This window comes from Dactylosporangium sp. NPDC005572 (assembly GCF_040605515.1).
In the GTDB taxonomy this organism is placed as follows: Bacteria; Actinomycetota; Actinomycetes; order Mycobacteriales; family Micromonosporaceae; genus Dactylosporangium.
This window is the reverse complement of the sequence record NZ_JBEXCY010000127.1, coordinates 13,926-32,316: the sequence shown is the minus strand read 5'-3', so window position 1 is coordinate 32,316 and position 18,391 is coordinate 13,926. Positions and strand designations below refer to the sequence as shown.

The following is an 18,391-nucleotide window of genomic DNA, read 5'->3' as shown; positions in this document are numbered from 1 at the left end:
CGTCGGAGCCGGAGATCCGCGAGGCCATCTCGGGCCAGCTGTGCCGCTGCACCGGCTACGAGAACATCGTGCGCTCCGTGCGGTGGGCCGCCGAGCACCCGGCCAAGGAAGGAGCGGACGCGTGACCGTCACCGAGAACCCGACGCCCATGGGCTTCGGGCGCATGCACCGCAAGGAGGACGCGCGGTTCGTGCGCGGCAAGGGCAACTACGTCGACGACGTCCAGCTGCCCGGCATGCTGCACGGCTCGTTCCTGCGCAGCCCGTACGCGCACGCGAAGATCGTCTCGATCGACACGAGCGCCGCCGAGGCCCTGCCCGGCGTCAAGGCCGTCATCACCGGCGCGGTGCTGGAGACGCTGAGCCTGGCGTGGATGCCGACCCTCTCGTACGACACCCAGGCCGTCCTGGCCACCGACAAGGTCCGCTTCCAGAACCAGGAAGTCGCCTTCGTCGTGGCCGAGAACCACTACATCGCGCGGGACGCGCTCGAGCTCATCGAGGTCGAGTACGAGCCGCTGCCGGTCGTGGCGGACGCCAAGCAGGCCCTCGCCCCGGGCGCCCCGGTCATCCGGGACGACAAGGAGGGCAAGACCGACAACCACATCTTCGACTGGAGCGCCGGCGACGCGGAGAAGACCGAGCGGGTCTTCGCCGAGTCCGAGGTGGTCGTGGCCGAGGACGTGCTGTACCCGCGGGTCCACCCGTCGCCGCTGGAGACCTGCGGCGCCGTGGCCGACTTCGACAAGGTCACCGGCAAACTGACCATCTACTCGACCACGCAGGCGCCGCACGCGCACCGCACGGTCTACGCGCTGGTCGCCGGCCTGCCGGAGCACAAGATCCGGGTCATCTCGCCCGACATCGGCGGCGGCTTCGGCGGCAAGGTCGGCATCTACCCCGGCTACGTGCTGGCGATCGTGGGCTCGATCGTCACCGGCAAGCCGGTGAAGTGGATGGAGGACCGCAACGAGCACCTCACCGCCACCGCGTTCGCCCGCGACTACCACATGCGCGGCGAGATCGCGGCGACGAAGGACGGGAAGATCCGCGCCCTGCGGGTCAAGGTGCTCGCCGACCACGGCGCCTTCAACGGCACCGCCCAGCCGACCAAGTTCCCGGCCGGCTTCTTCCACATCTTCACCGGGTCCTACGACCTGGAGGCGGCGTCCTGCGACGTCACCGGCGTGTACACCAACAAGGCCCCGGGCGGCGTGGCGTACGCCTGCTCGTTCCGGATCACCGAGGCGGCGTACCTCGTCGAGCGCATGATCGACGTGCTCGCCTACGAGCTGAAGATGGACCCGGCCGAGCTGCGGCTGAAGAACCTGCTCAAGCCGGAGCAGTTCCCGTACACCACGCCCACGGGCTGGGAGTACGACTCCGGCGACTACCCGCGCGCGCTCAAGCTCGCCATGGACATGGTCGAGTACGACAAGCTCCGCGCGGAGCAGGCCGAGAAGCTCAGTCGCGGCGAGTACATGGGCATCGGCATCAGCTTCTTCACCGAGGGCGTCGGCGCCGGCCCGCGCAAGCACATGGACATCCTCGGCCTGGGCATGGCCGACGGCGCCGAGCTGCGCGTGCACCCGACCGGCAAGGCCGTGCTGCGCCTGTCGGTGCAGACCCAGGGCCAGGGCCACGAGACGACGTTCGCCCAGATCGTCGCCGAGGAGCTGGGCATCTCGCCCGACGACATCGACGTGGTGCACGGCGACACCGACCAGACCCCGTTCGGCCTCGGCACCTACGGCTCGCGCTCGACGCCGGTCTCCGGCGCCGCGACGGCGATCGTGGCCCGCAAGGTCCGCGACCGGGCGCGGATCGTCGCCTCGGCGATGCTGGAGGTCTCCCCCGACGACCTGGAGTGGGAGAAGGGGAAGTTCTTCGTCAAGGGCGACCCCGACCAGGCCAAGACGATCCAGGAGATCGCGATGGCCGCGCACTCCAGCCTGGAGCTGCCGGAGGGCGTGGAGGGCCACCTCGACGCGACGACGGTCTACAACCCGCCGAACCTGACCTACCCGTTCGGCGCGTACATCTGCGTCGTCGACGTCGACCCGGCCACCGGCCAGGTCAAGGTGCGCCGGTTCATCGCGGTCGACGACTGCGGCGTGCGGATCAACCCGATGATCGTCGAGGGCCAGGTGCACGGCGGCCTCGCCGACGGCATCGGCATGGCGCTCATGCAGCTCATGGCGTTCGACGAGGACGGCAACCACCTGGGCGCGTCCCTCATGGACTACCTGCTGCCGACGTCGCTCGAGTGCCCGTCGTGGGAGCTCGGCGAGACGGTCACCCCGTCGCCGCACCACCCGATCGGCGCCAAGGGCGTCGGCGAGTCCGCGACGGTCGGGTCGCCGGCCGCGGTGGTCAACGCCGTGCTCGACGCGCTCAGGCCCTTCGGGATCCGGCACGCCGACATGCCGCTCACCCCGTCGAACGTGTGGCGGGCCGCCCAGGGCCGACCGATCCGCACCGACCTCGCGATCACCGAGTAGGTCGTCGATCCGTCTGCTGTATCAACGTACCCCGACCGACCAAATCGCCCGGCCACACGATTACCGAACGTAACACCGAGCTAAGGATACTTGCTCATGAACCTTCTCAGCCGCGCCGACCAGCTGCGGGTCGACCGCACGCCGTTCGTTCTCGCGACCGTCGTCCGCGCTGAGCGCCCGACGAGTGCCAAGGCCGGTGACCGCGCCCTGGTGCTGCCTGACGGGACGATCGAGGGGTTCGTGGGCGGGACCTGTGCCGAGTCGACCGTCCGTCTCCAGGGGCTCAGGCTCCTGGAGACGGGCGAGTCGACCTTGCTGCGCATCACCCCCGACGACGCGCCCGCCGACGAGCGGCCGGGCGTCGAGGGCCTGCTGACCGTGGCCAACCCCTGCCTGTCCGGCGGCACGCTCGAGATCTTCCTGGAGACGATGATTCCGGCGCCGCTGGTCTTCGTGTACGGCGAGGCGCCCGTCGCGCGGGCCATGGCCGACGTCGCCAAGGCGGTCGGCTGGGAGGGGTTCCGGGCGCCCGACGCCGCGACCCCGATCCCCCTCGACGCGTCCGCCGTCGTCGTCGCCTCGCACGGCCGCGATGAGGTCGAGATCCTCACCGCCGCGGTGAAGGCCGGCATCCCGTATGTCGCCCTCGTCGCCAGCCGCAAGCGCGCAACCGCCGTCCTGGAGGAGCTGTCGCTCACCGACGACGAGAAGGTCCGCATCCACGCGCCCGCCGGCCTCGACATCGGTGCCCGCACCGCGCCCGAGATCGCGCTGTCGGTGCTGGCCGAGGTCATCGCGAGCCGTCCGCGGCAGACCGCCCCGCCGCCGAGCGACGCACCCGTCCCGCCGGCGCCCCGTCGGCTGTTGCCACTCATCGAGGCGGCGCCGACGAGCGTCACCATCGCCAAGGACCCCGTGTGCGACATGGACGTGGCGGTCGTCCCCGACGCGCTGCAGTACGAGCACGCCGGCACGATGTACTACTTCTGCGGCTCCGGCTGCCGGCGTGCGTTCGCGGACAACCCGGCCCGGTACCTCTGATGGAGTCGATCGACGAACTCGTCGACGGCCTGGCCGCACAGGGGTATCTCGCCGATCCGGGGCTCGCGACCGCGCTCTTTCTGGCGGTACACCTGAAGCAACCCATCCTGCTCGAAGGAGAGCCCGGCGTCGGCAAGACCGCCGCCGCGGCCGCGCTCGCGGCCACCCTCGACACGCCGCTCATCCGCCTCCAGTGCTACGAGGGGCTGAGCGCGGCCGAGGCGTTGTACGAGTGGAACTACCCCCGCCAGCTGCTCGGTATCCGGCTCGCCGAGGCGCGCGGCGAGGTGCCGCGCGAGGCGGACCTGTTCACGCCCGACTACCTGCTGCGCCGCCCGCTGCTCGCGGCGATCGAGCACCCCGGCCCCCGTCCGGCGGTGCTGCTGATCGACGAGGTCGACCGGGCCGACGACGAGTTCGAGGCGTTCCTGTTCGAACTGCTGGCCGAGGGCTCGGTGACGATCCCCGAGCTGGGCACCCGCACCGCGGTCGTCCCGCCGGTGGTGGTGCTGACCTCCAACCGCACCCGCGACCTGCACGACGCCCTGCTGCGGCGCTGCCTGTACCACTGGATCGGCTACCCGGAGGCCTCGCGCGTCGCCGCCATCATCCGCCAGCGGGTGCCCGGCGCCGACCAGCTCCTCGCCGCCCAGGTCGCCGGCACCGTGGCCCGCCTGCGCGGGCTCGACCTGGCCAAGCCGCCGGGCGTCGCCGAGGCGATCAGCTGGGCCAACGCGCTGCGCCTGCTGGGCCTGCCGCTCGACGACAAGTCCGCCGACCTGACGCTCGGCGCCGCCCTGAAGTACCGGGAGGACGAGGAGGTGGCGCGCCGGACGGGGTTGGCGGATCTCGTTGCGGGGTGACCTGGCGGCCCTGGTAGCGGGCTTCGGCGAGGCGCTGCACGACGCCGGCCTGCCCGTCGGCCCGGACCGCGGCGAGCGCTTCGCCCGCGCCGTCACGCTGCTCGACCCGCGCTCGACCGGCGAGCTGCACCGCATCGCCCGCGCGACGCTCACCTGCCGCCCGGAGCAGTTCGAGATCCTCGACCGGGTGTTCGACGCCATCTTCCGGGGCTACGTGGACCCGACCGGTGCGGAGCGCGGCGACGCCAACGCGCCGGGCACGTCGACGACAACCCAGTCGGGCGGCGGGACTCCCAGCGTGTCGGACCGGCCCTCCACACAGGAGCGCGAGGTCGAGGCGCCGCTTTCCACCGTGGGCAGCGGGTCCGAGCGGCTCGCCTCCCGCGACTTCGCCACCCTGAGCCCCGACGAGCTGGCGCTGCTCACCGACCTGATGCGCCGGCTCGCGGTCGCCACCCCGCCGCGCCGCACGCGGCGCTCCCGGCGGACCCCGAACGGCCGGGCCATCGACCTGCGGGCCACGCTGCGCCGAGCCCGCACGACCGGCGGCCACCCGCTGCGGCTGCTGCGCCGCGAGCCGCGCATGAAACCCCGGCGGCTGGTCGCGCTGTGCGACATCTCGGGCTCGATGGAGCCCTACGCACGAGCGATGCTGCAGCTGTTGTACTGCGCGGCCGGCGCGTCCCGGGCCGAGGTGTTCACGTTCGCCACGCGGCTCACCCGGCTCACCCGGGTGCTGGCCCGCACCCGGCCGGCCGTCGCCCTGGAGCGCGCGGGGCGGGCGGCGCCCGACTGGTCCGGCGGCACCCGCATCGGGGCCGCGCTCAAGCGCTTCAACGACGACTTCGGGCGGCGCGGGATGGCCCGCGGCGCCGTCGTGCTCATCGTCTCCGACGGCTGGGAGACCGGCGACCCCGCGCAGGTCGGGCGGGAGATGGCCCGGCTCGCCCGGCTGGCGCACCGCATCGTCTGGGTCAACCCCCGAACCCAGAGCCCGCGCTACCAACCGCTGGTCGGCGGGATGGCCGCCGCCTGGCCCTACTGCGACGCCGTGGTCAGCGGACACTCGCTGGCTGCGGTCCAACCCCTCCTCGACGCTCTACAAGGGAGTACCCCTCATGCTGCTCACCAATGAGTTCGTCGTGCCCCGCCCGATCGACGAGACCTGGGCGGTCCTGACCGACATCGAGCGGATCGCGCCCTGCATGCCGGGCGCCCAGCTGACCGAGGTCCGCGGCGACGAGTACCACGGCAAGGTCAAGGTCAAGGTCGGCCCGATGACGGCCGCGTTCTCCGGTACCGCCGTCTTCAAGGAGCAGGACGTCGCCGCCCACCGCGCCGTGATCGAGGCCAAGGGCCGCGACGCGAGCGGCAAGGGCCGCGCGTCGGCGCTGGTCACGGCGGTGCTGGTGGACGAGGGTGGATCGACGCGGGTCCAGGTCGAGACGGACCTGAACATCGCCGGCCCCCTCGCGCAGATGGGGCGCAGCACGATCGGCGACATCAGCACCCGGCTGCTGACCCAGTTCGTGGAGAACCTGGAGAAGTCGATGGCCGACTCCCCCGTGACGGTGCCCGCGCCGGCGGCCGAGACCGCGGCCGAGACCGCGGCCGAGACCGCCACCGAGACCGCCACCGAGGCGCCGGCCGAGCCGGTCGCCGACGTGGTGCCCGCGCCGGACGCTGCCGACGCCACCACGGCCCCCGCGGAGCCGGCCGCCGCCGTGGTGACCGAGGCGCCGCCGGCCGTCCGCAAGATCGAGGGCCCCGAGGCCGAGGCGGTCGACCTGACGAAGGTCGCCGGCACGGCGACCCTGGTCAAGATCGCCGTCCCGGTGGTGGTCCTGATCGCCGTGGTGGTCGCCCTGGTGATCTGGCTCGCCTGACCCGCCCCCTCTCCTCACGCGATCCTGGAGTTGTGGTCCCGGAAAGGCACGACCACAACTCCAAGATCGCGGGGTTCAGGCGCAGGAGAAGTACGCCGGGGTCGCGTTCGGGCCCCAGTCCACGCGGCCGACCAGCAGGATCGTGGTCGACTCGCCCGGGCGGAGCCGCGACTGGCGCGGACTCACCTCGACCGACGCCGCCGTCTGGCGGACCGTGCCGTTGACGGCCAGGTCCACCTTCTGCGCGCCGGTGTACGCGTAGCGCAGCTTCCAGTCGTTCAGCGTGCGGCCGCTGGTGTTGCGAACGGTCGCCTGCGCGATGAACGCGCCGCCGAAGTCGAGCAGCTTGCCGTACGACACCGAGCAGACCGGCGCGGCGGCCGGGCCGCCCTCGCCCTGGTCGGCCAGGAACGAGGCCACCCAGGACAGGGTCGAGTTCCAGTTGATGGTGATCTCGTTGGTCGACCACGACTCGATGTCGTCGATGTAGCAGAACTGCGGCGCGCAGCCCGCGAGCAGCTTCGACGCCACCGGGTCCTGGATCGACGAGTTCGGGCCGCCCGCGAGCGAGCCGGCCGGCGGGTTGGGCAGGGCCGGGTTGAGCTGGTGCGCGTACATCCGCGAGTGCTGGTTCTTCGACGCCCGCTCGCCGTAGCCGGTGATGTACGACTGGTTGAGCGCGTTGCGGCCCAGCAGGTAGTCCATGCCGGCGGCCACGCCGTCGCGGAACTGCGCCGCGCCGCTGATGTCGAACGCGGTCGCGACCACCACCAGGTTGTTCAGCACCAGGTTGTTGGAGCCCCAGTCGAACTTGCCGCCGGTGGGCGCATAGGTGATGCCGTACGGGCTGGCCTGCAGCGTGGCCAGGTACTTCCTGGCGCCGTCGACGACCGACTGCCGCACCCGGTCACGGTCGGGCAGTCCACTGGGGACGGTGGCCAGGTCGAGCCGGCCGGCCGTCGCGGTGAACTTCCAGTCGAACGCCTCCGGGCGGAACAGGTCGGCGGTGTGCCACGGCGACGCCACGACCGCGTCCCGATAGGCCTTCTCACCGGTACTGAGGTAGAGCTCGGCGGCCGCCCAGTAGAACTCGTCGGTCACGTCGTTGTCGTCGTACGCGCCGCCGCCGATGCCGTCGGACGCCGGGGCGTAGATCGCCGGGTTGGCCACCGCCGCCGCGTACGCGGTGCGGGCCGCGGCCAGCAGCTTCGCCGCGAACGCCTTGTCGTAGGGCTGGAACAGCCGGGCGCCCTGCGCGGCGGTCGCCGCCAGGTTGAGCGTCGCCGCCGTCGACGGCGGGTGCAGCTCGCGCGGCTGCGGGTCGGCCGCCGGGTCGAGCGGCAGGCCGGTCCAGGCCTGGTCGTGGACCTTGTGGTGGACCATGCCGGCCTTCGGCTGACCGGCCGGGACCTGCATGCGCAGCATGAACTCCAGCTCCCAGCGCGCCTCGTCGAGCACGTCGGGGACCTTGTTGCCGTGCTCGGGGATGCGCAGCGAGCCGTCGGCGAGCCTGTCGGCCCGGCTCGCGGCCAGCTTGGTCCGCTCGAACGTGCTCAGCAGCTGGTAGACGGAGATGCCGCCGTTGACGACGTACTTGCCGTGGTCGCCGGCGTCGTACCAGCCGCCGCGCACGTCGAGCCGGTAGTCGCAGACGCCCGGCTGGCAGGGCACGTCGGTGTCGCCCTGGTTCGGCGCGACGCCCACGTGGCCGGCCTTGCGGGCGTAGCCGGGCGCGATGCTGTCGAGGATCTCGATGCCGCTGCGCTGGGTGTAGTAGAACGACAGCGCGTCCACGCGGAGCTTCTCGTAGGCGGCGTTGACGCCCACGTCGAAGGGCACGCTGGTCTCGCCGTCGACGGTCAGGGTCAGCCCGGTGCCGGCCGTACGGTAGCCGCTGAAGTCGACCGTGTGGACGTTCTGGCCGGACGTGGGGTCGACGCCCCGCGGGGTCGTCGTGCCGCTCGTGACCACCGCGCCGGCGGTGTTGCGCAGCTGCCAGGGCAGCGCGGCCGTCGCCTCGGTCACGACGGTGGCCTGCTTGGGGCCGTTGGTGAGGTAGCCGACCTGGTTGACCCGCACGCGGGGGCCGGTGTCGGGGACGTACACGGGTGGCGGGGCACCTCCCTGCAGCGAGACGTTGTCGAGACACAGTGTCCACGCGGTGGCGCTGCCCCCGACCTGGAACGCGACCTGGCCGGCGGTGGTGTCGGCGGCGGCCGTGAACGTGTAGCTGAACTGCTGCGGCTGCGCCGTCAGCGCCGGCAGGGCGGACAGTTCCTGCGTGTACGGCGGGTCGGCGAGCTGGACGTTGGCCCGTACCGTCACCGGAACCGTCGCGCTGGCCTCGAACGCGAGCCGGTAGGACTCGCCGGCCTGGAGGTTGATCGCGTTCTGCCCGATGATGGCGTCCCACGGGTTGGTGGTGCCGGCCGGGATCGTGGCGCACAGGCGCCCGCCCACGACGCTCGCCGGCGCGTTGCCGGTCCACCACCACGGATCGGTACCGCTGTCGAAGGTTCCGTTGACGATCTGTTCTGCGGGTTCGGCGTACGCGGCGGAGGCCGTCAACGGAACGACCAGTATCACCGCCGCTCCGGCGGCTAACAGAGAACGCTGCACAGACACCCCTTGTGGCGGAAGGGAATTGGGAGCGCTCCCACTGTGTCGCAGCGCACAGTGCGGTGTCAACTACCTCTTGAGCACGGGCACGAGGTACCAGATGGTGATGAATGCGACGGCGAGGGCGATCGCCACGGCGACGGCCCACGACATGCCCACCACGACCTCGAAGATCAGGAAGACCGCGCCGACGATCGACAGCCAGAGAAACACCAGGCCAACCCCGGCGAGGTTGCTGGAGACATTGACCAGCTCCTTCTTCCGCCCGCGCCGGAACAGGATGCGGTGGTGACTCACGGGGGCGATGAGGCACACCGTGGCGGCGGCGGTGAACAGCAGCGTGGCGATGTACGTTGCACGCTGGACGTCGGTGATCGTCTCGAACCGCTGGTTGAACGGCAGGATCAGCAGGAACGCGAAGAGGAACTGCACCCCGGTCTGCGCGACCCGCAGCTCCTGCAGCAGCTCGTTCCAGTTCCGGTCGAAACGCTCTTCGGGGGTCTCGTCGCGATCGGCCATGCGGGTGCAAATACCCAACAAACCAACCGATGGAACCTGACGATCGGCCGACTCCCGGCATGTCGGGGATGCGCGGTCTTGCATGCCGGGCTTATGGTCGCGGGCGTGAGTGCCCCCTTCGATGAACTGACCGCCGGTCGGCGAGCCTGGATCGCCCGGGCCGGCCTCACCGAGCTCGCCACCACGGTCGGCCGCCCCGGCCACGCGGCCGTGGCCGCCCGGCCCGACCTGCTCGCCCGCCTCGACCAGCACGCGGCGGCGATCCGCGAGTCGCTGGGCGGGACGCTGCTCGACCCGGTGGCGCTGGCCGGCTACGCGGCGGCGATCCGCGACGCGGCCCGCGAGTCCGGCGACACCCTCGACGACTGGTCGGCCCCGACGTGGCCGATGCTCCGCCTGCTGGCCGTCTGCACGCTGACCCACTGCTGAGGCGCGCCCCCGGCGTTCGGCCGGAGGCGCGCCCGGAGCACCTAGTTCAGGAAGCGCTTGTCGGCGTGCAGCGAGTCGGTCAGGCGGATGGTGATGAACTCGTTGTTGTCCGGCTGGCCCGGCGTGCGGCCGCTGGAGAACGGGAAGTTGTTGTCGTTCACCACGCCCAGCGTGCGGTCGTCGAGGATCACGACGTCCTCGATGGTCGTGAACGGGAACGTGAAGACGTTCGAGGTGCCGCCCAGGTGGCGCGGGTCGGCCAGGTTCATCAGGTCGGCGACCAGCGTCTTGTCCATCTTGCCGTCGCGGTTGCGGTCGCGCTTGTCGGCGAGGTAGATCCGCTTGAAGACGGCCGTGGCGCCCTGGCCGTTGTCCCGCTCGATCACCAGGAACCGGTCCTCGTCGACGGCGATCGCGTCGCCGATGGCGTTCGCCGGGTCCTCGAGCTGGTAGACGTAGCGCTTGCCGGTGTACTGCTGCTTCACCGTGTCGAACTCGTTGAAGCGCAGCGCGCCGGCCGGGTCGCCGGCCACGATGCCCTCCAGCAGGGCGTACAGCTTGCGGCCGTCGGGCGACTGGGCCAGGCCCTCGAAGCCCTTGCTGCTGTTGAGGTTCGGGTTGCCGGCCGGGTTCTCCGGCGCGCGCACGTCCGGCAGCGGGATCGGCGCCTGGAGCAGGCGGCCGGCCCGGTCGAAGTGCAGCAGCCAGGGGCCGAACTCGTCACCGATCCAGTACGAGCCGTCCTTGGCCCGCTGGATCGACTCGACGTCGAAGTCCGAGCCGGTCAGCACCCGGTCGGCGCGGGTCAGCGGGAACGGCACGAAGCTGTTCGGGTCGGTCAGGTTGATGCCGCCGAGCACGTCGACGGTCTTCTTGCCGTAGTCGGGAGCGACGCGGTGGATGCGCAGCACGAAGTCGGCGCTGTTGGCCTTGTTGCCGTAGCCGTTGTCCGACAGCACCTCGAACGTGCCGTCGCCGTTGCGGACGATGCCGCTGAAGCCCTGGATCGGCTGGTCGTCGAACGGCGGGGTCACGCCGTTGGACGGGGTGCCGCCGAGCAGCGACCCGGACGGGTCGCTCGCGGACACGAACGTGCGGGCCGGCAGCGCGGCCCAGCCGGTCAGCGTGGCCTGACCGAAGGTGCCGTGCGCCGAGGCGCTCGGCGCGGCGATGGCGAGCGTCAGGACGCCGAGGCCGACGCCGACGCCGATCCGTCGAAGGTTTTCCATGGTTCGCGACGCTAGGGACGCGGCGTGAACCAGGCCTGAATATGAGCTGGCGGGCGCCGGGACGGCACCCGCCAGCCAAGGAAAGATCGCCCACCGCCACGCCGGAGCGGTTCACCCCGTGCGGACGAATCCCTAATGGGCTGCCGCGCAAAGTTCCGTCAAAGGTTGGAGGGCGGGGTGGCCGGGCATTTCTACCGTTGAGGTACACGTCGATGAAGGAGCTCGTGATGTCCAGTCTCGTCAGGCCCAGTGACAACCGTTGGATCGCCGGCGTCTGCTCGGGTCTCGCCCGCCGCTTCGGCATCTCGCCGAACACCATGCGGCTGATCTTCGCGATCTCGTGCCTGCTCCCGGGCCCGCAGTTCGTGATCTACATCGTGCTGTGGGTGCTCATGCCGGACGAGAACAAGGCGCGCAGCTACCGCTGAGCGGCCGGCGCTGCGCCTCATTGCGGTCTGCTCGCCGGCGCGGGACTGCGGTCGCCCCTGAACGTCAGCAGGAGGGCGGCCGCCGCCCCCAGCAGGCAGAGCACCGCGGTGACGAGGAAGATTTCGCGGTACTCCGTGCGCAGCGCGTCCTGCAGGGCCGCCCGGTAGGCGTCCATCAGGCGGCGCTGCTCGTCGGCCGGCTGCCCGAACACCAGCGGGAACTGCAGGCCGGCGGTCAGCTCGTGGAAGCGGTGCAGGCCCCAGGCGGTGAGCGCGGCGACCCCGACGAGCATGCCCATCATGCGGGCGACGACGACCGACGACGATGCCACGCCGTGCTCGCCGGGCGGGGTCGCGCGCAGCACGACGCCGGAGAGCGGGGCGATCACGAGCCCGAGGCCGAAGCCGGCGATCACCAGGTACCACTGGAGCATCGACGACTGCAGCGCGCCCGCGACCAGGAAGTAGCCGGCGGCCGCCACCAGCATGCCGGCGAGCGTCACCCACCGCTCGCCGATCCGCCCGGCCAGCCAGCCGCCGAGCACCGCGCCGACCGGCAGCGCGATCAGGAAGTGGGTCAGCACCAGCGTCGCGTCGATCCCCTGCTTGCCCAGCAGCGTCTGGGCGACCAGTTCGACATCGACGAGAGTCACCATCAGCGCGGCGCCCGCGCAGAAGCTCGCGGCGAGCGCGCCGAGGAACGGCCGCTTCGCGACGCCGGCCAGGTCGATCAGCCGGTGCTCGGCGCGCAGCTCCCAGAGGACGAACAGCACCGCGCCGGCCACCGCGCCGAGCAGCGCCCACGGCCCCCACGGCGGCAGCACCGACCGCTCCGGGTCCGGGTTGTAGAGGCCGACGACGGCCGCCCCGAGGGCCAGCGCGAGCAGCGTTCCTCCGACAAGATCCGTTTTCCGCCGGTGTACCGCCGGCGCCGCCCGGGTCTTCGGCAGCGCCACCCACACGAGCACGATCGCGACGGCGACCAGCGGCAGGTTCAGCCAGAAGATGCCCCGCCAGCCGCCGAGCAGCGCCGCGACCCCGACGCCGTACAGCGGCCCGAGCACGCTGCCGAGCTCCTGCGCCGCGCCGACCGCGCCCAGCACGGTCGCCCGGCGCCGCTCGGCCCACAGGTCGCCGGCCAGCGCGAGCGTCACCGGCAGCAGCGCGCCGCCGGCCAGCCCCTGCACGGTCCGTCCGGAGGTCAGCAGCCAGACCGAGTCGCCCGAGGCAGCCGTCAGCACCGACCCGGCGGCGAAGCCGACCAGGCAGCCGACCAGCACCGGCCGCCGCCCGAAGCGGTCGGACAGCGAGCCGAGCAGTGGCATGCCGGCGATGTACCCGAGCAGGAACCCGGTGATGACCGGCGTGACCTGCTCCAGCCGGTTGGCCGCGATGTGCAGCGAGTCGAGGATGTCGGTGAGCACGCCCACGACGACGTAGGCGTCGAGCGCCGCGAGCAGCACCGTCGCGCCGCCGACCCCGATGGCCAGGCGGCGCTTCTCCGGCCGGCCTATCTCCGGCGCGACCGTCTCACTGCTGTGGAGCACTGATGTTCACGGTCGCGTCGAACTCCTTGAACGTCACGGTGACCGTGCCGCCCTTCGCGTCACCGACCGCCGGCAGCTCGAACGTGGCCTTGAGCACCCGCTTGCCGTCCTTGGCGATCCACAGTTTGCCGGGGATGCTGCCGGTCACGCCGGGCACGATGTTGGACAGGAACTCGGCCGGGAACTTGGCCGAGACGCGGTAGGTCTCCTGCCCCTCGACCGTCTCCGTCGCCTCGGTCCGGCTGTCGGTCGCGGTGGCGACGACCCTGGCGATGCCCTTGTCGGGGTTGAGGATCGCCGACGGGTCGTACACGGTCGCGGCGAGCGCGAGCGGCAGCTGCTGGTAGGTGCCGGTCGGACCCTTGAGCCACATCGTCTGCCCGACGATCGTGAAGGCGAGCTCGACGTTGGTCCCCATCTGCTCGACCTGGGCCGTGCCCTCGGCGCTGCCCTCCTTGGTCAGCACGCCCTCGGCGCGCTTCAGGGCGACGCCGGCGATGGTGCCGTCGGCGGTGATCAGGAACTTGGCCGACTTGATGCCGGCCATCGCCGTCGACGACTCCTTGAGCAGCCCGGCGGCGGCCGGCAGGTTGGGGTCGGCCTGGCCTTCCTTGTCGTCTTTCTTGCTGGAGCATCCGGCGAGGGCCACGACCAGCACCGCGAGCGCGGCGATCAGGGCGGCACCGGGGCGGGTCTGGGAGCGGGGCATACCGGCATGCTAGACGCCCGGCGAAATCCCCGCCTGAGCCGACGCTGAGCGGTCCGGGTCAGCGGCCGGCGAGCAGCTCCGCGACCGCGCGGCCGGACGCGGCCGTGGCGCCGAACGTGGCGATGTGGCGCTCGCCGCGCGGGTCGGCCGGGACACCCATCTCCACGACCACCGCCTCCGGCCGTGCCGCGAGGGCGGCGCGCAGGGCGTCGGCCATCCAGGGGTACCGATGCGGATCCCGGACGACGAGGACCAGCGGCCGGCCGCCAGACGCTCCCAGCGCCGACGGCAGGCCCTCCTCCGACGACAGCCGCACGCCCGCGGTCTCCGGCAGCAGCTCGGCCAGCGGGGCGATGAGGCCCCACGGCGTCTCCGGTGCGATGGCGAAGTTGAGCTGGGGCTGGAACTCGATCACGTACGGGTTCGCGGCGATCGGGAACGCCGCGTCCGGGGCGGTGATGCGCAGCGCGCGGCGGGCCGCGGACAGGCCCAGCTCGGCGGCGCGCGGGTCGGGCGCGATCTTCGGCGCGGCGGCGGACCAGCCGGCCAGGCGGGCGACCCGGGCGGCCGCGTCGGTCAGGCGCTCCTCGGGCAGCTCGCCCGCGCGCACGGCGGCGACGATCGCGTCGCGCAGCATCGTCGCCGTCTCCTCGTCGGCGTGGTCGCCGCCGACGCAGATGGCGTCGGCGCCGGCGGCCAGGGCCATGACGGTCGCCCGGGCGATGCCGAAGCGGTCGGAGATCGCGCGCATCTCGATGCCGTCGGTGACGATCAGGCCGTCGAAGCCGAGCTCGCCGCGCAGCAGGTCGGTCATGATGCGCCGGCTCAGGGTGGCCGGCAGGTCGGCGTCGATCGCCGGCACCCGCAGGTGGGCGCTCATCACCGCGAGCACGCCGGCCTCGATCGCGGCGCGGAACGGCACCAGCTCGGTGGCCTCCAGGTCGGCCCGGCTGGCCTTGATGATCGGCACGTCCAGGTGCGAGTCGACGCTGGTGTTGCCGTGGCCCGGGAAGTGCTTGGCGCAGGCGGCCACGCCGGCCTCCTGGAGGCCGGTGATCCAGGCCGCGGTGTGCCGGGCGACCCGCTCCGGCTCGGCGCCGAACGCGCGCGAGCCGATGACCGGGTTGTTGGGGTCGGAGTTGACGTCGGCGTCCGGCGCGTAGTCGAACGTGATGCCGACCGACGCCAGGTCGCGGCCGATGTGGCCGGCGACCTCGCGGGTCAGGGCCGGGTCGTCGATCGCGCCGAGGGCGAGGTTGCCGGGCCACGGGCTGCCGATGTGGGCGTCGATGCGGGTGACGTCGCCGGCCTCCTCGTCGATCGCGACGATGACGTCGGGCTTCTCCGCCCGCAGCGCCGCGGTCAGCTCGGCGACCTGGTCGCGATCCACGACGTTGCGGGCGAAGAGAGCAACGCCGCCCAGCCCTTCGGCGAGGCGGCGACGCAGCCACGGTGGTGGCTCCTTGCCCATGAATCCCGGCTGGAGCACGGCATCCGCCATGCCGGCCAGATCGGCCCCCGTACTTGCATCCATGCGTGAACCACCCTTCGCACCTGGCGAGAATGGTCACATCACAGCTCGGTAATAGTCAAGAAACCTTCCAGTAGTTAACGCCCCGGACGCGGTGCGGTCGCAGGTCAGCGATGTGGGCGGATTGTCCACACGACGGTCATCACCGTCGTCACGGCGCCGTCCTCGCGGGCGATCTCGATCGTCACCGGAAACTCGGGACGTTCGCCGGCGGCCAGCTCGGCGAGGACCTCGTCGACGCCGCGGCCGAGCGTGGCGGTCGCGGTGACCGGGCCTCGGGCGAGCTTGTGATAGGCGATGTCGGCCCGCACGGCGAGCGGCGTGCCGAGCGACAGGTGCTGGCCGAACGCGGCCATCACGACGGCCCCCGAGGCGGTCTCGCCGAGGGCGAACAGTGCGCCGGCGTGGGGCCCGGCGACGTGGTTGTGCAGGCGTTCCTCGTCCGGCAGGGTGGCGACTGCACGCACCCCGCCGGCATCGAGCGTCACATCGGTGATCTCGATGCCGACGGTACGTGCGAACGGCACCGCCGAAATCAGTCCGGCGGCGAGCGCCGTGGCGTCAACGGTCATGCCGGCATGTTACCGGCGGGTAGCAACCTACGTGAACAGCTCGCCGATCGCGTGCACGATGTTGACGTAGAAGTTGCCCTCGATCTCGCGGAAGATCTCGAACTTCTCGTGCGGCTCGCCGAAGAACGGCCGCAGCGTCCAGGCGAGCTGCGTGCCGACGAACCCGAACAGCAGGATCCAGACGTTGAGCAGGGCCATGCTGGCCGGCCGCTCGCCGGGGGCGAGTTCCGCCGGGACCGGCCGCGGCCGCGGGGCCGGGGCAGGGACCGGGAAGGCCAGCCGCCCGTCCGGCATGAGCACCGGCTGGGGCTGCATCGGGTACGGCGGCAGGACCGGCATCGCCTGCTGCGGCCCCGGCGAGACCGGCACCGCCGACACCGGTGCGGCCGCCGGCTTGGCGCCCGTCCCGTTGGTCCCGACCGTCGCCGGAACCGGCACCTCCACGGCGTCCGGCTCGTCGCCGTCCGCCCCGGTCTCCGCCGCGGACAGTTCGGCCAGCGCGAGCGCCTCCGCTCGCTCGCGTTCGGCCTGCTCCGCCCGCGCCTGCTCCTCGCGCTCGCGCCGCCGCGCGCCCGCCAGCGCCGCCGTCTGCTCGTTGAGCGTGCGCATGCCACCGGTCAGGAACCGGAGGCCGACGAACGCCGCGAGCGTCAGGATGCCCACGTTCAGGATCTTGAAGAACGAGTAGCTGTACGCCGTGATCAGAAAGAACAGACTGATCGGCGCGAACGCCAGCGTCAGCACGGACGTGACGGTGATCGTCACCATGACCAGTGCCAGCGCCTGCCGTACCTGCAACCGCGCACCGAACACGAGGTTGAACAGGTACAGCGTGGGCAGGCAGATGGCCAGCGTGGTCAGGAACAGCAGTGGCAGCTTGAGCGCCGACACTCCCGCCTGTAACACGCTGTTGGAGGCGCCGAGCACCGCTCCGTAGCAGGCCAGTGCCACCACGGAGCTGTACAGCATCTGTCTGGTGAGTCTTCCGAGATCGCGCTCTTCGCCGATCTGCCGCCAGATGGAATCCCGGTCACGCAGAATCCGCTCGATGATGAGCAGCCCGCTGCCGGCTTCGCCATGTGTTGCCATCGGAGCTTCCCCCTACTCCGTCGAAGTTGGCGGCAGGCTATGCGACGCGCATCACTCAGCGCCACCCCACATCGATGCGTTGTCCCCTTTCGTCGAAAAAGTGCAGAGCCTCCATCCGGACGGCCACCGTCAATGGGTGACCATGCGTGACCGCGGGGTACGGCGCGAGTCGCACCGCCAGCTCGGCTGGGCGGCGGTGGTGGCGGCCGGGGTCGCTCAGCACGCTCTCCCGCTGGGCGGCGCGGCGCGGTCCGCCGCGGCCGTTGACGCCGGCGCCGACGAGCTCCACCTCGTCCGAGCCGCCGCCGCGGCCGGTGAGCTTGCTGACGAACTTGCGCAGGCCGCCACCGTTGATCGGCACGTCCGTCGGCGGCTTGCCGATCTCGTCGACGATGACCGCCGTGGCGCCGATGTCGAGGAAGGCCAGCGACTCGTGGCCGTGGTGCTCGAGATACCGGATCCGGCCCCGCAGCACGTCGCCGGAGGTGGTGTCGGGCACCGGCGTCAGGGCCTCGGCCCGCACGCCGATCACGATGCGCTCGCCGTGGAAGTGCGCGACCTGACGCGAGCGCAGGTCGTTCCACGGCAGGTGGAGGACCTGGTCGCCCATGTGCAGCGCGATGTGCCGGTCGAGGTGCACGTACACCTCGGCCTCGAGCAGGTTCATGCGCGGGCTGCCGAGGAAGGCGGCCACGTACAGGGTGGCCGGCCGCCCGTACACCTGCGTCGGCGTCCCGACGTCCTGCAGGACCCCCTTGCGGAGGATCGCGACCCGGTCGGCCATGGTCAGTGCCTCGGCCTGGTCGTGGGTCACGTAGATCGTGGTGACGCCGAGCTCCCGCACCAGGCCTGAGATCTCGGCGCGCAGCTCGGCCCGCAGGCCGCTGTCCAGGTTGGACAGCGGCTCGTCCATGAGGAAGAGCTTCGGCCGGCGCACGATGGCCCGCCCCATTGCGACCCGCTGGCGCTGACCACCGGAGAGCTGGCCGGGCTTGCGGGCCAGGACGTCGCCGATGCCCAACGCGCTCGCGACCTCGGCGACCTGCTCGGCCCGCGGCTGCGGCTCGACGCCGGACAGCCGCAGGGGGAAGCCGATGTTCTCACCGACGGTCATGTGCGGGTAGAGGGCGAAGTCCTGGAAGACCATCGCGACGCCCCGTTCCCGCGGCGGAAGGTCGTTGGCCAGCTCGCCGTCCATGATGATGGCACCGGAGGTGGGGTCCTCCAGGCCGGCCACCATGCGCAGCAGCGTCGACTTGCCGCAGCCACTGGGACCGAGGAGCACCATGAACTCGCCCTGTCCCACGTCAAGATTCACACGATCGACAGCCACGGTGCCGTCGGCGAACACCTTCATCACATCTTTGAGCGCGACGGTAGCCACCGTCACCTCCGCCCCAGGTCAGCAGATCGCGGATCAACCAGTTAC

The 18,391-nt window shown here is 71.7% G+C and carries 17 protein-coding genes; 8 read left to right on the top strand and 9 right to left on the bottom strand.

Going from position 1 to position 18,391, the window contains the following annotated elements; genetic code table 11:
• The first annotated feature begins 14 nt into the window (after positions 1-14).
• The 6 genes from ABZS66_RS40705 (at position 15) to ABZS66_RS40680 (ending at position 6,290) form a co-directional block, all read left to right on the top strand.
• Positions 15-125 carry a 2Fe-2S iron-sulfur cluster-binding protein gene (locus ABZS66_RS40705; protein ID WP_354767444.1) on the top strand — a complete coding sequence of 37 codons (111 nt, stop codon included), beginning with the start codon at positions 15-17 and terminating at the stop codon, positions 123-125.
• The gene (locus tag ABZS66_RS40700) at positions 122-2,500 is read left to right on the top strand and encodes an aerobic carbon-monoxide dehydrogenase large subunit (RefSeq protein WP_354767438.1); all 2,379 of its coding nucleotides are present in this window, start codon (positions 122-124) and stop codon (positions 2,498-2,500) included. The genes ABZS66_RS40705 and ABZS66_RS40700 overlap by 4 nt, the downstream gene beginning before the upstream one ends.
• A 96-nt stretch (positions 2,501-2,596) precedes the next feature.
• The gene (locus ABZS66_RS40695; RefSeq protein ID WP_354767436.1) at positions 2,597-3,541 is read left to right on the top strand and encodes an XdhC family protein; all 945 of its coding nucleotides are present in this window, start codon (positions 2,597-2,599) and stop codon (positions 3,539-3,541) included.
• Positions 3,541-4,404, top strand: coding sequence for a MoxR family ATPase (locus tag ABZS66_RS40690; RefSeq protein ID WP_354767434.1), 864 nt, complete (start codon positions 3,541-3,543; stop codon positions 4,402-4,404). The genes ABZS66_RS40695 and ABZS66_RS40690 overlap by 1 nt, the downstream gene beginning before the upstream one ends.
• Positions 4,394-5,539, top strand: a complete 1,146-nt coding sequence (locus ABZS66_RS40685) for a VWA domain-containing protein (protein WP_354767432.1) — start codon at positions 4,394-4,396, stop codon at positions 5,537-5,539. The genes ABZS66_RS40690 and ABZS66_RS40685 overlap by 11 nt, the downstream gene beginning before the upstream one ends.
• A complete protein-coding gene (locus ABZS66_RS40680; RefSeq protein WP_354767430.1) occupies positions 5,523-6,290 on the top strand; it encodes an SRPBCC family protein in 768 nt (255 codons plus the stop codon). Before ABZS66_RS40685 ends, ABZS66_RS40680 begins: the two co-directional genes overlap by 17 nt.
• 75 nt (positions 6,291-6,365) lie before the next feature.
• Here the strand turns inward: ABZS66_RS40680 and ABZS66_RS40675 are convergent, their stop codons facing one another.
• Together ABZS66_RS40675 and ABZS66_RS40670 are read right to left on the bottom strand one after the other, a co-directional pair.
• On the bottom strand, positions 6,366-8,876 hold the full coding sequence (locus ABZS66_RS40675) for a glycoside hydrolase family 9 protein (protein ID WP_354767428.1): 2,511 nt from the start codon (positions 8,874-8,876) through the stop codon (positions 6,366-6,368).
• Positions 8,877-8,978: 102 nt separating this feature from the next.
• Positions 8,979-9,428 carry a DUF6328 family protein gene (locus ABZS66_RS40670; protein WP_354767426.1) on the bottom strand — a complete coding sequence of 150 codons (450 nt, stop codon included), beginning with the start codon at positions 9,426-9,428 and terminating at the stop codon, positions 8,979-8,981.
• Between the two features lie 105 nt (positions 9,429-9,533).
• On the opposite strand from ABZS66_RS40670, the gene ABZS66_RS40665 reads away from it, so the two are divergent.
• Positions 9,534-9,857: a DUF6401 family natural product biosynthesis protein gene (locus tag ABZS66_RS40665; protein ID WP_354767424.1), complete on the top strand. Its 324-nt coding sequence runs from the start codon at positions 9,534-9,536 to the stop codon at positions 9,855-9,857.
• Positions 9,858-9,898: 41 nt separating this feature from the next.
• On the opposite strand, the gene ABZS66_RS40660 is transcribed toward ABZS66_RS40665, so the two are convergent.
• Positions 9,899-11,086: an esterase-like activity of phytase family protein gene (locus ABZS66_RS40660; RefSeq protein WP_354767422.1), complete on the bottom strand. Its 1,188-nt coding sequence runs from the start codon at positions 11,084-11,086 to the stop codon at positions 9,899-9,901.
• A 227-nt stretch (positions 11,087-11,313) separates the two neighbouring features.
• On the opposite strand from ABZS66_RS40660, the gene ABZS66_RS40655 reads away from it, so the two are divergent.
• Entirely contained in the window at positions 11,314-11,514 is a 201-nt protein-coding gene (locus ABZS66_RS40655) for a PspC domain-containing protein (RefSeq protein WP_354767420.1), read from the top strand.
• A gap of 17 nt (positions 11,515-11,531) precedes the next feature.
• Here ABZS66_RS40655 and ABZS66_RS40650 read toward each other — a convergent pair whose 3' ends face one another.
• From ABZS66_RS40650 to ABZS66_RS40625, 6 genes are all read right to left on the bottom strand, one after another.
• Positions 11,532-13,061 carry an MFS transporter gene (locus ABZS66_RS40650; protein WP_354767419.1) on the bottom strand — a complete coding sequence of 510 codons (1,530 nt, stop codon included), beginning with the start codon at positions 13,059-13,061 and terminating at the stop codon, positions 11,532-11,534.
• Positions 13,045-13,770 carry an LppX_LprAFG lipoprotein gene (locus tag ABZS66_RS40645; RefSeq protein WP_354767417.1) on the bottom strand — a complete coding sequence of 242 codons (726 nt, stop codon included), beginning with the start codon at positions 13,768-13,770 and terminating at the stop codon, positions 13,045-13,047. The genes ABZS66_RS40650 and ABZS66_RS40645 overlap by 17 nt, the downstream gene beginning before the upstream one ends.
• A gap of 58 nt (positions 13,771-13,828) precedes the next feature.
• Positions 13,829-15,304: a glycoside hydrolase family 3 protein gene (locus ABZS66_RS40640; RefSeq protein ID WP_354767415.1), complete on the bottom strand. Its 1,476-nt coding sequence runs from the start codon at positions 15,302-15,304 to the stop codon at positions 13,829-13,831.
• A 104-nt stretch (positions 15,305-15,408) separates the two neighbouring features.
• Positions 15,409-15,873 carry a DUF4442 domain-containing protein gene (locus ABZS66_RS40635; RefSeq protein ID WP_354767413.1) on the bottom strand — a complete coding sequence of 155 codons (465 nt, stop codon included), beginning with the start codon at positions 15,871-15,873 and terminating at the stop codon, positions 15,409-15,411.
• A 27-nt stretch (positions 15,874-15,900) separates the two neighbouring features.
• Entirely contained in the window at positions 15,901-16,962 is a 1,062-nt protein-coding gene (locus ABZS66_RS40630; protein WP_354767411.1) for a hypothetical protein, read from the bottom strand.
• A 55-nt stretch (positions 16,963-17,017) separates the two neighbouring features.
• Positions 17,018-18,346: an ABC transporter ATP-binding protein gene (locus tag ABZS66_RS40625; RefSeq protein WP_354767409.1), complete on the bottom strand. Its 1,329-nt coding sequence runs from the start codon at positions 18,344-18,346 to the stop codon at positions 17,018-17,020.
• Between the last annotated feature and the right edge of the window lie 45 nt (positions 18,347-18,391).

Bases quoted from the DNA above. Each gene is read 5' to 3' on its own strand.
- ABZS66_RS40680 (WP_354767430.1), top strand. From the start codon at position 5,523: ATGCTGCTCACCAATGAGTTCGTCGTGCCCCGCCCGATCGACGAGACC.
- ABZS66_RS40640 (WP_354767415.1), bottom strand. From the start codon at position 15,304: ATGGATGCAAGTACGGGGGCCGATCTGGCCGGCATGGCGGATGCCGTG.
- ABZS66_RS40655 (WP_354767420.1), top strand. From the start codon at position 11,314: ATGTCCAGTCTCGTCAGGCCCAGTGACAACCGTTGGATCGCCGGCGTC.
- ABZS66_RS40695 (WP_354767436.1), top strand. From the start codon at position 2,597: ATGAACCTTCTCAGCCGCGCCGACCAGCTGCGGGTCGACCGCACGCCG.
- ABZS66_RS40660 (WP_354767422.1), bottom strand. From the start codon at position 11,086: ATGGAAAACCTTCGACGGATCGGCGTCGGCGTCGGCCTCGGCGTCCTG.
- ABZS66_RS40670 (WP_354767426.1), bottom strand. From the start codon at position 9,428: ATGGCCGATCGCGACGAGACCCCCGAAGAGCGTTTCGACCGGAACTGG.
- ABZS66_RS40645 (WP_354767417.1), bottom strand. From the start codon at position 13,770: ATGCCCCGCTCCCAGACCCGCCCCGGTGCCGCCCTGATCGCCGCGCTC.
- ABZS66_RS40690 (WP_354767434.1), top strand. From the start codon at position 3,541: ATGGAGTCGATCGACGAACTCGTCGACGGCCTGGCCGCACAGGGGTAT.
- ABZS66_RS40635 (WP_354767413.1), bottom strand. From the start codon at position 15,873: ATGACCGTTGACGCCACGGCGCTCGCCGCCGGACTGATTTCGGCGGTG.
- ABZS66_RS40630 (WP_354767411.1), bottom strand. From the start codon at position 16,962: ATGGCAACACATGGCGAAGCCGGCAGCGGGCTGCTCATCATCGAGCGG.